Source organism: Caballeronia sp. PC1, assembly GCF_021353155.1.
In the GTDB taxonomy this organism is placed as follows: domain Bacteria; phylum Pseudomonadota; class Gammaproteobacteria; order Burkholderiales; family Burkholderiaceae; genus Caballeronia; species Caballeronia cordobensis.
This window is the reverse complement of record NZ_JAJUBH010000004.1, coordinates 471,425-485,440: the sequence shown is the minus strand read 5'-3', so window position 1 is coordinate 485,440 and position 14,016 is coordinate 471,425. Positions and strand designations below refer to the sequence as shown.

The 14,016-nt window shown below is 61.3% G+C and carries 12 protein-coding genes; 1 reads left to right on the top strand and 11 read right to left on the bottom strand.

The features are described from left to right. Positions 1–10: 10 nt before the first annotated feature. From LY284_RS35555 to LY284_RS35505, 11 genes are all read right to left on the bottom strand, one after another. Positions 11–2,440 carry an ATPase, T2SS/T4P/T4SS family gene (locus tag LY284_RS35555; protein WP_375294338.1) on the bottom strand — a complete coding sequence of 810 codons (2,430 nt, stop codon included), beginning with the start codon at positions 2,438–2,440 and terminating at the stop codon, positions 11–13. Positions 2,441–2,443: 3 nt separating this feature from the next. Next, positions 2,444–3,004 carry a hypothetical protein gene (locus LY284_RS35550; protein WP_233391850.1) on the bottom strand — a complete coding sequence of 187 codons (561 nt, stop codon included), beginning with the start codon at positions 3,002–3,004 and terminating at the stop codon, positions 2,444–2,446. 34 nt (positions 3,005–3,038) lie between these two features. Next, positions 3,039–4,319 (bottom strand): hypothetical protein, encoded by a 1,281-nt coding sequence (locus LY284_RS35545; protein WP_233391848.1) that lies wholly within the window; start codon positions 4,317–4,319, stop codon positions 3,039–3,041. Positions 4,320–4,338: 19 nt separating this feature from the next. After that, positions 4,339–5,967, bottom strand: a complete 1,629-nt coding sequence (locus LY284_RS35540; protein WP_233391846.1) for a type II secretory pathway protein — start codon at positions 5,965–5,967, stop codon at positions 4,339–4,341. Between the two features lie 5 nt (positions 5,968–5,972). After that, positions 5,973–6,437 (bottom strand): toxin co-regulated pilus biosynthesis Q family protein, encoded by a 465-nt coding sequence (locus tag LY284_RS35535; protein ID WP_375294337.1) that lies wholly within the window; start codon positions 6,435–6,437, stop codon positions 5,973–5,975. A gap of 200 nt (positions 6,438–6,637) precedes the next feature. Beyond that, positions 6,638–7,060 (bottom strand): lytic transglycosylase domain-containing protein, encoded by a 423-nt coding sequence (locus tag LY284_RS35530; protein WP_233391842.1) that lies wholly within the window; start codon positions 7,058–7,060, stop codon positions 6,638–6,640. Then, on the bottom strand, positions 7,057–8,331 hold the full coding sequence (locus tag LY284_RS35525) for a TrbG/VirB9 family P-type conjugative transfer protein (RefSeq protein ID WP_233391840.1): 1,275 nt from the start codon (positions 8,329–8,331) through the stop codon (positions 7,057–7,059). Before LY284_RS35525 ends, LY284_RS35530 begins: the two co-directional genes overlap by 4 nt. After that, positions 8,328–9,128 carry a transglycosylase SLT domain-containing protein gene (locus LY284_RS35520; RefSeq protein WP_233391838.1) on the bottom strand — a complete coding sequence of 267 codons (801 nt, stop codon included), beginning with the start codon at positions 9,126–9,128 and terminating at the stop codon, positions 8,328–8,330. The genes LY284_RS35525 and LY284_RS35520 overlap by 4 nt, the downstream gene beginning before the upstream one ends. Beyond that, positions 9,121–10,371 carry a TrbI/VirB10 family protein gene (locus LY284_RS39170; RefSeq protein ID WP_233391835.1) on the bottom strand — a complete coding sequence of 417 codons (1,251 nt, stop codon included), beginning with the start codon at positions 10,369–10,371 and terminating at the stop codon, positions 9,121–9,123. Before LY284_RS39170 ends, LY284_RS35520 begins: the two co-directional genes overlap by 8 nt. A 2-nt stretch (positions 10,372–10,373) precedes the next feature. After that, the gene (locus LY284_RS35510; RefSeq protein ID WP_375294336.1) at positions 10,374–11,246 is read right to left on the bottom strand and encodes a TrbG/VirB9 family P-type conjugative transfer protein; all 873 of its coding nucleotides are present in this window, start codon (positions 11,244–11,246) and stop codon (positions 10,374–10,376) included. Positions 11,247–11,248: 2 nt separating this feature from the next. Then, positions 11,249–11,953: a type IV secretion system protein gene (locus tag LY284_RS35505; RefSeq protein ID WP_233391833.1), complete on the bottom strand. Its 705-nt coding sequence runs from the start codon at positions 11,951–11,953 to the stop codon at positions 11,249–11,251. 855 nt (positions 11,954–12,808) lie between these two features. On the opposite strand from LY284_RS35505, the gene LY284_RS35500 reads away from it, so the two are divergent. Further along, positions 12,809–14,011: a ParA family protein gene (locus LY284_RS35500; RefSeq protein WP_233391831.1), complete on the top strand. Its 1,203-nt coding sequence runs from the start codon at positions 12,809–12,811 to the stop codon at positions 14,009–14,011. Positions 14,012–14,016: the final 5 nt, after the last annotated feature.

Sequence of the window (14,016 nt, the reverse complement as noted above, 5' to 3'; positions counted from 1 at the left end):
AGGACTAGGGTTAGACCATCAAACCATCGACGCCGGGCATCACGCGGTACTGCGCGAACGACTGCATCGAGCGATTGATGAATTGTGGGTCAATCGAACCGCGCGACGTCTTGAAAAGAGCATGTTCATAGAGCGTCTTTCCAGTCATATCCTCGTTATCGAACCCTGTACGCCGCGCGCTGCGCCAAACTGCGCGCGCACCCGCCCAGTCGCGCTCGGCAACCCGCTCCAAAAATTCCGGGGTCGGGCGATACAGCTCGGCGGCCAGCGACGGACGCTTGGTGCCGCCTGCCACCTTGCCGTTGCGCGTGAAAAGCCCCTTCAGCCGGCAGTGCTCGCAGCCGTCGTAGTTGCGGCACGCCATCGCCGAGGTGTCGAGACCGAACTTCGTCCGCATCAATTCAAGGTCGGCTTTGGACATGACGTCTTCCGCCGGCAGCTTGCAGTGCTCGCAAAGCGTCGGAATCAGCTTCTGGTTGCCGACGGCATTGATGAACCCTTCGGAAGCCAGTTCGTCGATCGGCACTTGCAGTCGCCCTCCCGCCATACGCATCACGGCAGCGATGATGTCGCCCGCGTGCAGCGAGAATCGCACCGGGTGGCCGGTCAGCGCGAGTTCCGCGACCAGTCCCATCACGACGCGGTCACGGACTTCCCCGATCGTCAAATCGTCAGGGTCCTGCCGCATCAGCGTTCGAATCACCTCCGCGTACTTGCGGTTGGCTTCATCGTCGGTTTCGTCCGGGCGGCGGATGATCGAGTAGTCCGACAGCCACGGCATCGGATACTCGGAAGGCTCGTTCACTGCGAACTGCTTCTTGAGTTCCCGATCTGGCAGCATGTACGAGAGGGCGCGCAGCGTCGTCGTCTTGCCCGAACCCGTCTCGCCAGTGAGCGCCGTAATGCCGCCGCTCACATAGTTGAGCGTCTCGATGAGATCAAGCTGGCTCTTCTCCAGGCCCATGTCTTTCGGCAGCAGCACCGAATAGTTCTTGAAGTTGCCGTCGAGCAGACGCAGCGTGACGTCATACCCGCCCACCAGCGGTGACGACTGCCAGCGCAGGTTCACCGTGTCCGTCTTGACGACCAGCGGAATCATTGCGGACTGGGGCGCGCTCGGCTGGAAGCTGTTGCCCGTGTTGGTGTTTCGCTGAACGAGATCGCTATACGCCGCAAACAAGGCGCGACGCACGATCGCCTTGGGCATGCGGCTGAAGGTGTACATGTCGCCGTTCACACGGAACCGCACTTCGACCTCGTTGTGGAATTCGCGCGGCTCGAAATGGATGTCGCTCGCACCGTAAGCATGTGCGGCCTCGACGATATCGCGAAAATTGCCGATCGCGCGGCTGGCTTCGCGGAGTGTAGAGTTCGCGGAAGCTGCAGCCTTCCCCGAGTAGATCGCGGCGATAACGGCATCGGTCGCGATCATCTCCTCGCGCACGAGAATGTCGTTGGCGCCCAGATCTTTGATGAAGGTTGCGTACTGAGCCTTCGCTGAGAATCGCGCGGTGGCCACCGTGATCGCCACACCCGGTTGCAGTTCAACGGCGACGAACTCCTTGCGGGCGGCCGCGGGAATGCGCAGTGCGGCATCGTCATCCGCCACGGTCAGAATGCGCTTGAAGTCCGGAAGCGAATCGGGCGATACGAGCTCCGGCCGCCCTGATGACAGCCCACTGCACTCAAGCTGTTCTTCGTCGTCCGCTGGCTGTTCTTGCTCTGCCATCGTGGGCGCGGACATGGACTTTTTCTCGTCCAAGGCGATGGGCCGCTGAAGCACATCCGGTTGCTTCTCGGACGCACGCGGTTTGGCGTTTGCACCAGCCGCGAGGCGTGTGTCAGAAGGCGCAACGTCCGCGGCAACGTTACGATGCCCAAGGGTTTCCGACGGCGCGGCCATCGGCTGCGGCTCAGGCCGCGCCTCGTAGCTCGGGTGGGCAGCTGCTGGCACCGCTTCGGCCGTTGGCACGCCATGCACTGGTTCGCCACGCTCCCAGGCCGCCATCGCCGCAGACATACTCGCGAAGGTTGGCCGTTCGAAGCGGGGCGGGACAAACGGGCGAAATGCCACGTCATCGTCGGCCGCATGCACCGGAGCTTCGGATCTCTCAGGCACCGCCTGCGCCGGCGAGTGCCAGTCATCGCCAACCTCTGTGCTCTCGACGTCCTCAATATCGCCCCCCGACAGCGCGCGACCGAGAAACGTGACTTGGGAATTCACCGCGCGCGTGCTCACCGGCAACGCTTGCTCCGCCGCCATTTCGGAAGTTCTATCTCGCCGCTTCCGTTTTCCGGCAACAGGCTCTGCGGAGGCGAATTTCGGCTCCGCAGCAATGCCAGGCTCAACGAAGCTCGAGCGCGGAGCGCGAAAGCGCTTCAGGAAGCCGCCGCGCGGGGTGTCCGGCGTGCCCTGCTCTTCTTGTGCGAACAGACCCATTTCTTATTTCCCAAACGGTACAAAGGTGGAAGCGGTAGATGACACACCCCCCGGCGGAAGCGGCGAGGACAGATCAGTGATCGCCCTGACGGCCGGCGAGTCTGGAATCGCGGCGGGCGCGCCGGAGGGCGCTGCGATGGTCTCTGTCCAGTGGCGCTTGCCGTCGACAAGACTGACGGTGAAGCCGTCGATGGAGGCGACAGTCCAACCGTTGAGCAAGCGGCTGCCGCTGCGCGCGGTATAAGTCGTGCCTTGATAGTCATACAGCACGTAGGAGCCCGACATGTCGGAGTACGCGCCAACGAAGTTTGCTGGAATGACGCGCTTGAACGGGACACTGGGCTTGTGCTCAAACTTGGGCGCTGCTGGTGGGGCCGCCGTCACCGCCGCGGGCGTCGCACCGAGTGGGGAAGCGAGGCCAACGCCGCTGCCCGGTGCCGCTGCTCCGCCTTGACCACCTTGCGGACCCCGCATCGAGTCGACGAGCTTTGCGCGCGCAAGCTTGTCAATGTCGTCCAGCGTGAGATGACTTTCCTGCGAAACCGCCGCGCCGGCGAAGAACATGAGCGCACCGAAGCAGGCGGCCCGTGCTGGCCACTTAGTTGAGAACATAGTATTTACCCTTCGCAGTGAAATGCACCCCGGTACCGTCCTCTTTCAGCTCAACGTCGAGGGTGTCCAGTGCCATGTTGTCGGGCAGGCGCGCGAGCAGCGCGCTTTGCCATTTGTATCCGTCGATTTGCCACGTGCCCCGTTGCACAAGCGGCCCCTGCACTTCTTCGGCCATAGGTTGTCGCGCAATGAGGCGCTCGGCGGCCTTGATATCAACGACATAACCGTGGCTATCGAGCGTGTCTGGCTTGGTCGAAAGCTTTTGCGGATAGGTCTGCAATGCCTTGATGAGTGCCTGCTGAGTCGGCCACGTCTTTTGTTGGGCGAGCGCGACACGTTCAGCGACAGTTACTTCAGGCCCACGCGCGGTCAGATGCCAACCGTCCGGGTTGAAGACGACCGGTCGCAGCGACTCCGGCGCGCGTGCGTCGAATTCCTTGAACGTGCCGCCCTGTCGCTTGTAGGTTGTGATGCAGGGACCCGCGATCGTGCAGGACGCTTTTTGAAACTGCCATCCTGCGACGTTGGTTTCCTGCGCGCCGAAACTAGCCAGCAGCTTGGGTGCGAGTTGGTTCGCGAGCGGAGCAGGCGCGGCAAACGTGCGCATCACTGCGGACTGGTACTCCTGCATGAACGTCGGCGGAGGCGCGGGCGGCGGTGGGGGCGGATTGAGCACGTCAATCAATTGCTTGCCGCCGAAGAACACGGCAGCGAGGATGACGAGCAACGGCACCGTCGTGGGTACCGCCACCGGGACCATCTTGATTAGCCCGACCTTGCGCGCAACGAGCAGCTCGCGAAGGTCGAACGACTCGTCGACCGCGTGCAGTTGCGCGCCGTAGCCAAGGGTCGCCAGTTCGAGCCCGGCTTTCGCGCACCCATCCTCGATCTCGTCTCGCCGATCGGGAAGTGCATTAAGCGCTACTTCCTGATCGAGCGAAACAGCGCCACGCTGCACGAGCACCAAATGCACGTGCTCATCGTTCTGTATGAGAACGAGTACCGCCGGACGCCGACGAACGCGGTCCAACGACGCGATACGCGCCGCAGCAGAGTACAGCTTGCCGCCCTTGCGGTGCGCAGGTTCAAGTTCGCAGAACCCGACGATGGTCTCGTCATTCGCCTTGTATTCGGTGTAATGCGTCGCGCCGGACTCCTCGACGTAGTGTCGGCGTTCGGCGCGAGCGCCCTTGGCGGAATAAGCGCGCCAATCCAGCCCGAATACGAGCTTCGCGCCCTTTTCTCCCGGTATGGATTCGAAGTGCATAGGGATGCTTACCTCGCGCTCACATCGACGGGACGACAGTCGCCGTCAGCATGATCACCTGGAACGTCCGGCCCTTATTCCATGCGCCCGAGAGACCACCAATGCCGTTGTTGCTGTTGCCGTCATAACGATTGCTCACCGCGCCGTACAGCACAACGGTCTGTCCATCGGACAGCGCAATGGTCTGGTCGTCCTTATTGCCGAGGATGTCAGGCAACTGGATCTGCTGCAGCGTGGCGCCCGAACCCGTGCTGATGGTCGTGAACGGGCCGTTCAGCTTCGAGCTGTCGCTCCAGTACGACAGAATGATTTGATTGTGATCGTTGACCGACGGCAGAATGTTTACGAAGTCACCCACAGTCACCGATCCCGGCTGCAAGCCGGGTACGCCTGCGGAACTACCGGCGATCGAGCCAACGCTCGGCGTGGTGGCTGCCAAATAGCCTTTCGTCTCGAATGATCCGATGGACACGGGCAGACCGTTCAAAGTCAGCTTCGTCTGGGTGTTGTCCTGAACCGTCTTTCCGAAAGCGTTGAGGCCACTGATGATCGCGTTGGTGCCTTCCATCGGAGAGCCAGGCTTCAAGACCGACAGGCCTACGGTGCCGCCAATCGCTGTTGCCAACGAGGTAGGCGAAGCCACCGTGATCGAATAGCGCTTCAGTCCGTCCGAGATGCGGTTGAACACGATGTCCGCGCTGACGCCTGCTTGCGACGAATTGCTCAAGTCGACTTGCAGCGTACGCACGCGCAGCGCGACCTGACGCGTCGAGATCGCGTTCTCACGCGCGAGCAGCGCGCCCATGCGATCGACGGCTTCTTTGGTGTCGCGAACCATCACCAAGCGGCTTTGCGGATTGACCACGACTTCGCCGAGCGGCGACTTCAGCTTTTCCAGTTCCGACTGGATGATCCCGATTTGATCGAACGTGCCATCGCGTCCGGTGGACGTGATCGACGAGAAAGATCCGGTATTGCCCGACGTGCCGCCCGTGGTACCACCGGACGCTTGGTTACCGGTTGACGTATCCGTACCCTTCGACATCGTCGACTTGATGGAGACCTTGCCCGGGATCGCCGCGATCGTGAACGTTTTTGTGACGAACCGGCTGATGGAAATGGTGCTGCCATCAAACGTCCAGTCGAGGCCGAGGTTTTCGGTCACGCCGCGCAGATACTCACCGACCTTGCAGTTACACGCCTGCGCATAGACCGGCTCGACATTCGACCTGGCCAATGCTTGCGGCTGCATCGGGGCAACCTGCCCGCTCCCGCCGTTGGTCTTCGGAATCAGCGCGTCGCGCGGAACGAACACATCCGGGCTCAGATGCACCGGATAACCGGTAGCGGTGGAGACAAGCGTGGCGATTTTCGACAGCGGGAGATTGCCGGGGAAGACAACCGATTTCTCGCGGAAGATCGCGGGCAATGTCGCTTCATACGCGACTGGCACCAACCGGTCGCCGAGGAACGCGGTCGGCACTTCCTCAACGAGCGACATCGACTCGGGGCCGTTGCCCATCGCGCGTGTGGCTTCTGCATTGGTCGCGTCATAGGCGTGGTTCACGTCGGATTGCGACACCGCGCAGCCGGTCAGCGATGCAGCCATGAGAATGGCAACGGCAGATTTGATTTTCGTGAGGCGCATGGCGATTACTCTTGGCAGTTGGCTGCGCGTGCGACGATGCGGATTACGTCATTGGTGTGCTTGCAAACCCGCGTCGGCGTGCGCATGTGATTGGTCGCCTGCATCACTTGCGTGAGCACGGACTTGAAGTCGCCCGAGAACGTCGCGTTGAACTCAAGCGGCAAGTCGTCGTCGATCTTCCAGGCGAGCTGCCAGCCCTGCTGCTGCAGCCAGCGATCGAGCGCATTGCGCAGGTTGATGTCCTGCGGCGTGATCGAGAAAGACAGAACGCCACCCGGCACCGTTGCGCCACCTTGCAACGGCACGACGACCGGGGGGACGTCCATCGAGCCAACTGGCGACGGCGCGGCAGCGCCCGGAAGTGCGACCGGCGCCGGACCACCGACATCGGCCTTGGGCGCGGCCGTAGCAGCAGCTGCAGCGGGAGCGACCGAGGCAGAGCGAACGCCAGGCGCAACCGGCAACGCCATCGCAATTCGAGCCACAGGGGCTTTCGCGGCGGGTGCCGAGAGGAGTTGCCAGCCGTCACCGGGCGGTGGTGCGAGGCGCGATTGGTCGGGTTCGGCCGCCGCAAAGCCCGGCACGGTCGTGAGTGCGAGACACGCTAACAAGTGAGCCACCATGCGCGCGGTGCGATGCGTTTGAAGAGAGAAGATAGGCGTCATGTTGGTCAGTTCGCGCGTTGCAGGCGGCGGTAAATGTTGTTGGCGTAGATGAGTTGCTTATTCGACGAGACTGCGTTGTAGGCACCGACCGCTTTCCATGTCGGACCGAACTGCTTAATGTTCGAGGCCAGGATCCAGGTCCCGACATAGGCGTTCACGCAGGCATCGAACAGGTGTTGCCGGGTGATGCCGAAGCGGCCTAGTTTTGGTAACCATGATGAGTTGATCTGCATCAGGCCTATGTCCTCGCTTCCATCGGTGTTGCGGTTCGTCACATACGGGCGCATTCCGGACTCCTGCTGTGCGATCGCACGCACCACTTGAACGCTCACGCGGTGATAGCGCGCGGCATCGTCAAGACAATCGGCATGCGCGTGGAATGAGACGGCTGCAAGGAGCAGCGTCGACACGCGAAGCAGTCGGCTCATGACGCGGGCCGATCGAAAAACTGCACATCGTGCTTGCGCAGCACGTTCACGACGTTTCCGTCCGCGTTCACGATGAACTGGTCGGCGGTGCCGTTGAACTTGTAATAGCGGCCCTTTTGCTCGCCGGAGCCCATGTGCGCCACATCGGCGACGGTCACCTTGCCGACCGTGTCGGCGAACTTGAAGAACGTGGATCCGTTTTCATCGAACACGCTTTGAAGAGCGGCCTTGTTCGCGGCGTCGAACTCATAGACGGTTCCTGCGACGCGGGCGACTTCGACCTTGTCGGTCTCGTTGGAGATCGTGAAGCGCTCCGCGCGGTTGAACGTCACCACGCGAGTCGCGTCATCCCACTTCGGGCGCAGCGATTTGCCGTCTTGACCCGTTACCTTCAGCTCCGCAGCGCGCTTTGCCGAGAACTTGATCTGGATATGGCTGTCGTCGCCATCGCGGATCGCCAGTGCGCCAAACTTTGCGGCGAGCACGGACCCCGATGCGGCCGGTGCTTCAGCATCGACCTTCTTCGCGATGTCTGCGATGGGGTCTGTCCCAGAAGCTGCGCTCGACGCGGCCGCCGGAGTGCCAGCCGCCGAAGCAGCAGCGACCTGCGACACTGGCGCGACATAGTTGACGGCCACCGACTGCGGCGCCGAGCGGCGAAGTGTTACATGGTGAGAGTTGAAGTCGACGTCGGCGTACAGGTCCGACACGGCCACCAGCCGATCAAGCGACTGCATCCAGTTCTCGCCATCGCGCGTGCCGAAGCTCGTCGAGGCCGTCAGGTCAATGTCCTTCTGTGCCGATCCCGTCCAGCCCTGCGGCACCAGCGCTTTCACCAGCTGCGCGAGCGGCAGCGTGGCATTCAGGGGCCGCGTGCTTTCCAGGCTGCTGCGCGGTCCAATGAGCGCGAGCCGACCGGAAAATCCGCTGAATCCGGCAGGTGTCTCGGTGCGCGCCTTGTCGCCAATGAATCGATTCGCTTTCTTCCAGTATGCGGTGGCGCTCGAAGCGCCGGCCGAGTAACGGATCACCTCTGGCGTGCCCGGCACGACGATGTACGGTCCCCGACTGCGGCCACCGTCGACGCGCAACACCTGACCGGCACGCGGTTGGAAGTACGTGTCGCTGCCGTCGTTGAAGACGAGCGCCGGTCGTTCAAGGACATTGCCCGCGATCTCATAGTCAAAGTCGAGCGGGTCCGTGCCGGCGGCCGCCGCATTGAGCGTGACTGCGGCGAGCGCGAGAGTAAGAAGAGAGAGCGTGTGCTTCATAGGCCGCGTTCGATTTGAGAAAGATGCTTCACGAAGCGCGCGAGGTATTCGCGGTCCGGGGCGGGATTGGCGCTGTGGTAATAGGCGACGGCCTTCACGGCGGAATGCGTGAGGCGGTAGTTCTCGTTGAGAATGTCTTCGGCGACACGGATGTTCGTCGCCGGCGCGAGCGCATCCCAAGCATTCGTGAAGCGCTTACTGTGGTATCCCCAGTTCACTTGCATCAGGCCAATGTCGAAGTCCGAACGGCCGTTGCTGATGAGGTATCGAATGGCTCGGTACGCGTCCTCGCGCGTGCGGAAGAAAAAGCCGCGACCAGCGACGTTCAGCGTCCACGGCCATGCGCGACCGTTGTAGGCCGACTCGTTCAGCGCGATACTCGCGAGAATCTTGGGATCGACCGACGTGTGCATGACGTCGAATGGCGCTTGCGCGGACGCGCAGGCCCAGCCACCCCGCCGCTCTGCCATGCTCGCTTGTGCGTCATCGGTAAGATTCGCGGGGCGCAGCCATCCGGCTTTCACGAAAAGGCTTTCGAGGCTGACCGGCGACCCATCGATGCTCACGGCGACGCCGGCAGCAGCAGCTTCGACTGTTTGGCCTTCGAAACGGTTAGCCCATTCGAGGAACGGCTTCAGCCCACATGCGTAGACCGGTTCGCCGGGCAGTTCGACGATTGCCCGCTTTACGCCGTCGTCGAGCACGATCCGCGTCGGGCTGATGATCGAATCGATGGTTGCAGCATGGGCGCCGAACGCCATGACAGACAGGCATGCCGCCGCGAGAGCCTTACTCATGGTACGGCTCCATCACGATGTCTTGGGTGACCTGCACCAGAAACTTCTGGCCGGGTTCCACCGTGATCGTCGGCGGGATATTCTGGTTGCGCTGCATGACAGTCTGGGCCGTCGCTGCCGCGACCTGTCCTGCCGTGTCACCATAAGTAGTGACGCCGTTCGGCGTCGCGGTCGTCGCCGTCTGCGAACTGCTGTCGAAAGCCTTAAGCAAAATCGCAGTAATGAAGCCCGCGCCGAAGATTTTCAGGAAGTGGTTGTTCACGTCGCCCGAGAAACCGGCGTAGCCGTTCTGGTCCGCACCCTGCATGCCGTTGAGCGGCACGCTCTTGCCGTTGGGCAGGCGCAGACTCGTCGAAGCGACCAGCAAGCGCTCTTGGCCAACTTTGACGTCCGGGCTGTACATGCCATTGATGAACGCGCCCTTCGGGATCATCAAGCAGTCGCCGCCCAAGCTGTCGTACACATCCTCATCGACCATCAACGCCACGCGACCCGGCTTGTCCGAGTTCAGCCCCTCCACCGTCTTGACGTGGATGACGTGCGGCGGCGTCAACGTGCAACCCGTCGACCGGCCATTGAAGGTTGTCCGTTCGATGCCGCCGCGCGAACCCGCATCGCGCAGGAAGGCGCGGTCGCGATCTTCCGGTGCTTGGCCCTGCTTCGCCAAGGCGATCGCCATCGCATCGGGGGTGTTGGCTCCCGCAGCGTTACGGGCAGCTCGTACCTCGTCCAACGAAGGGACGCCAGCGGGCAGTACGCCGGTCGCCGAGTTCGCCGAACGCGACGCGCCTGCCTGCTTGAAAATCGAGGACGTGTAGATCGCGTCTTGCGCCGCTTGGCGGGAAAGCTCGCGCGTGTCCGTGCTCGAGCCTTTGACTTCCTCCTGGAAGTCCGCGCCGGTTAGCATCGGCTTGACGGCGGGCTTCGGAGTCGCTGCTTCAGACGCTGCACGCGCGGCAGCCTCCGACGCCGCTGCGTCGCGCTGCTGACGGATCATCTGGTCGATGTCATTGTTGTTCGCGGCAGTGGGCGCTTCCGTACTCGACTTGAGCGCCGTCGCCTTCTTAATGCGCGCGTCTTCGTCCGCCTTGTTCGTCGCCTGCAGCTGATAGTAAAAGCCGAGGCCTCCGATGACGACCGCTGCCAGAATGCCGATGCTCATGATCGCATTGCGGGGCGTCTTGCCCTTGACGAGTGCTTCTTGCTCCGCGCTGGGTGTAGCCGAGTCCGATTTCTTCGCCACGATCACAACACCCCGAACAGGCGGCGGCGGCCGCGCGTCACCGTGACCTCGTCTTTGCCGGAACGAAGAACGATCTCGTCGGCCAGACGCTGCAGAACGAGGAAGTCTCCGCGGCGGATGAAGTTCGCGACGACACGATCGCCGTGGTCGAGAATGAAAGGAACCGGCCACTCCTGAGCCTTGGTGGGCATGCGCATCCAGACGGCGTGGCCGTCGTCGAAGACTGTCTCCGGCGTGAACTCGGCGCGGCCATCGACGCTGTAATCCCAGTTCAGCTTGTCCGGCGCAACACCGATGCTTCCCGAATCGACACCGCCGCGACCGCCAGTCGCCGTCGCGTCATCGCGTGCGCTGACGCGGGCCATTGGCGCGCGCGGGTATTGGAAGCGCACCGTTTGATAGAACATCCCGCCCGCCGGCGACGCGATGAGCGTGAAGTCGTACTCGCGCAGATTCGTCGTCAGATGCAGCGTGTTGACCAGATCAGCCTTGTGCGGCTTGATGAACACATGGTTCATCTTGTCGTCATCGATTTCCCACTGGACACTATCGCCCATCGCCGGGTCCGCAATCAGCTTCTCGCCCTTCTCCAACTTGATCGTCGTCAGCTTGAGCGGTGCAGTCAGGACGCGGTAGATCTGGTCGCGGCTGTACGGGAAGACGCCGATGCGCGCATCGCCCGGCATCGTCAAAGGATCAGCGCCGCCGTTGAACGGATTGATCGGGCTCATCGGGTCGCCTGCGACCATCGCGGCATTGAACGCCGAGTCGCTCGCGGCTTTTTTGGCCATAGCCGGTTGAGCAAGGAGCGCTGCGCACGCGGCGAGGACGCACATGCCGATGACCGGCCGTTTGTTGAGAATGGTTGCGGTCATGCTTATGCGGTCCGCTCGAGGCGGAAAAACGGAACGAAGATGCCGAAGGGGTTCGTCGTCAACGCCTGTTCAGTCGTCGGCGCGACAATTTGATAGCGCAACGTGAGTGCGTACGACTTCACGTCCGGCCTGCCGGTCGCGCCAGCCTGCGAGGTGGTCGTCGTGAACTCAACGAGAACCGTCGAGTCTTCGAGCAACGCGATGTTGCGCACGTCGACTTCACGAATCAGCTTCGGGTTGGCAGTTATCTGCTGGAACGGGGTGTCGGCCTTCAGCCAGTCGCGGAACTGACCGGCTGCCGCGCCGATCATTTGCGCCTTGACCGAGTTGATGTTGGCGGTCATGCGCGAAGTCTCGAGGCGGTCCGACAGCACCGGCTCGATCGTGAACCAGCGAACGGCCATATCTTTGACGGTCGTGCGCACAGCTTGCGAGTCGGGCTTGTAGGCGACGAGCTCAGTTACGATCGGATGACCGCCGGTGTCGGCAGACACGCCCACGGTGCGAGTGACTGAAGGCGGAGGTTGCCGCGTCCATACGGCGCCGGCTGCGATGACAGCCAAGCCGAATGAAATCAACATCCAGCGGTTCGCCTCGAGCTTGAGCTTCGTGCTCGTCTCGAAAATCACCTTGCTCGGATCTTCCTCGGCATATGAGCCGGGGGCCGTGGACAGCGCGGCCCGACGCTTGTTCTTGAAAAGACGCATGGCAACCCTTTGGAATGGTCACCATTGAAACAGCGCGAGCGTCCTTTTTTTAGCGGAAAGGCGGGTGGTTTTGTGCGTCAATGCACGGCTACCACCGACGACCTCTGTCAGTCCGTCATGCGGGGGGAATTATCATGATGAAGCGCATTTTCGGAAAGACGCTGTTTTTTGTGCATGTTTTAGCTGCGCAGCGACCGGAAGCTAGAGGTGTGATCTCGGCGACCGCCGTTGAAAGTGTGACAAATTGCAGAAAGTCCTAACTTGTCACATGGTTTCATACAGTTTTTTCCGTTAAAAAAACAATGTGTTACGGGAATCCGCCGCTGGAAAGCGCCATATCAGTGATATGACGCGCTGCTGTTGGGAGAGGCCGGCGCAAAGGACACGACCTTGGAAGCCATAGCTAGGCAGCAGGACACTCGTTGTCTTCTAACTAGATTAGTAAAAAACATTACGAATGTCGTATCGTTTGTTACGTGTCGGCTTAGGCGTGCGAATTCCCAACGCGTCCGTGACCGAAGTCAGGACCGGAGAGGGTGTCTTAACGGAGCAATGCGCGAGTCGCGTGGAACATTCCATTGGAATGCGCGGAGAGCGTTGATGGCAAAGCGTTTAGCGACGACACGAAACGTCCGACGATGTTTCACGACGCGCGCTGCGCGACCCGATCTAAAGCACTTTCGAGCTTCTGCCGCGAGAGGCCCATCAGGCCGAGGCCCGCGTGCCACAGTTTACTTGCGTTAACCCCGTTTACGCTTTAGGCTCCGGATCAGTCCGACTCTCCTCGATCTCGAATTTTCTACCATTTCGAGGGGAAACCACCAAAACAGGAAGAAAACCCAAATGGGCAACCACATGGACATCAAACTTGCGACTCCTCCTATAGAGGTTTCGCCGGATGACCTCGTGAACCTAGCCGGACGCAGCGCGAGAATGCTCGAACGCATCCGCACGCAGATGCTGCAACCCTGGCCGCGAAAGATCGCGCCCTTCTTCCCGAGCAGCAAGTTACAGGAGCTGTGCGGGATCGACAAGGCTCGCTTCTCTTATCTGATCAAAAAGGGCGAATTGCCCGGCGGCAAGCAAGAAAAGCCAGGCGGGGTTCGGTCGTTCAGTCTTGCTGAGACGATGCAATGGGTGAAAGCCGAACGAAAGCCCATGGCGCGACCGGAAGGCAAGGACGGCAAGGTCATCGCGATCGGCAACTTCAAGGGCGGCGTGACCAAGACCACGACATCGATGGTTCTTGCGCAAGGTCTCTCTCTTCGGCATGGTCGGAAAGTCCTCCATATCGACATGGACCCTCAGGGCAGTGCCACGACCCTCTACGGCATTAATCCCCATGCTGAGGTGACGGGTGACCAGACAATCCTTCCAGTGGTCGAGGCATATGTGAACGGCGAGGTACCGGACATGTCCGGCCTACCGCAAGAGACCTACTGGGACAATCTGCATCTGATCCCCTCCTCTACCGACCTCTTCAATGCCGAGTTCATGCTGCCGGCGCGAGTCCACTCGTCCCCGGACGCCAAGTTCTGGAACGTGCTCAACAACGCACTGTCGGAACTCAAGAAAGAGTATGACTACATCATCATCGACACGGCGCCTACGCTCAGTTACCTGACGATCAATGCGCTGTTTGCTGCGGACGGTGTGATCGTTCCAGTGATGCCAGACACCCTTTCCTTCGCGTCGATGGTCCAATTCTGGTCGCTCTTCTCCGACATGGTTTCCGGCATGCGGCAGTTCGGCGAGTCTGCTCAGGACGCCAAGCATTTCGAGTTCATCGACATCCTCGTTGCACGGATGAAGGACAAGTCGAATTCGAACGCTTCGGTGGTCCGGGACTGGGTCATCAGCACCTATGGCGACCGCGTGCTCCCGGTCGAGATCCCAGACACTGAGATCGCCCGCACGACCACGAATGACTTTTCGACGGTCTACGACTTCCCTAGCTACGACGGCAACGCCACCCTCTTCCGCCGTATCCGCGAAGCCTACGACCAGGTGGTCGACCTCGTGGACAGCAAGGTCTGCTATCTCTGGGAAAAGGAGTGAGATTC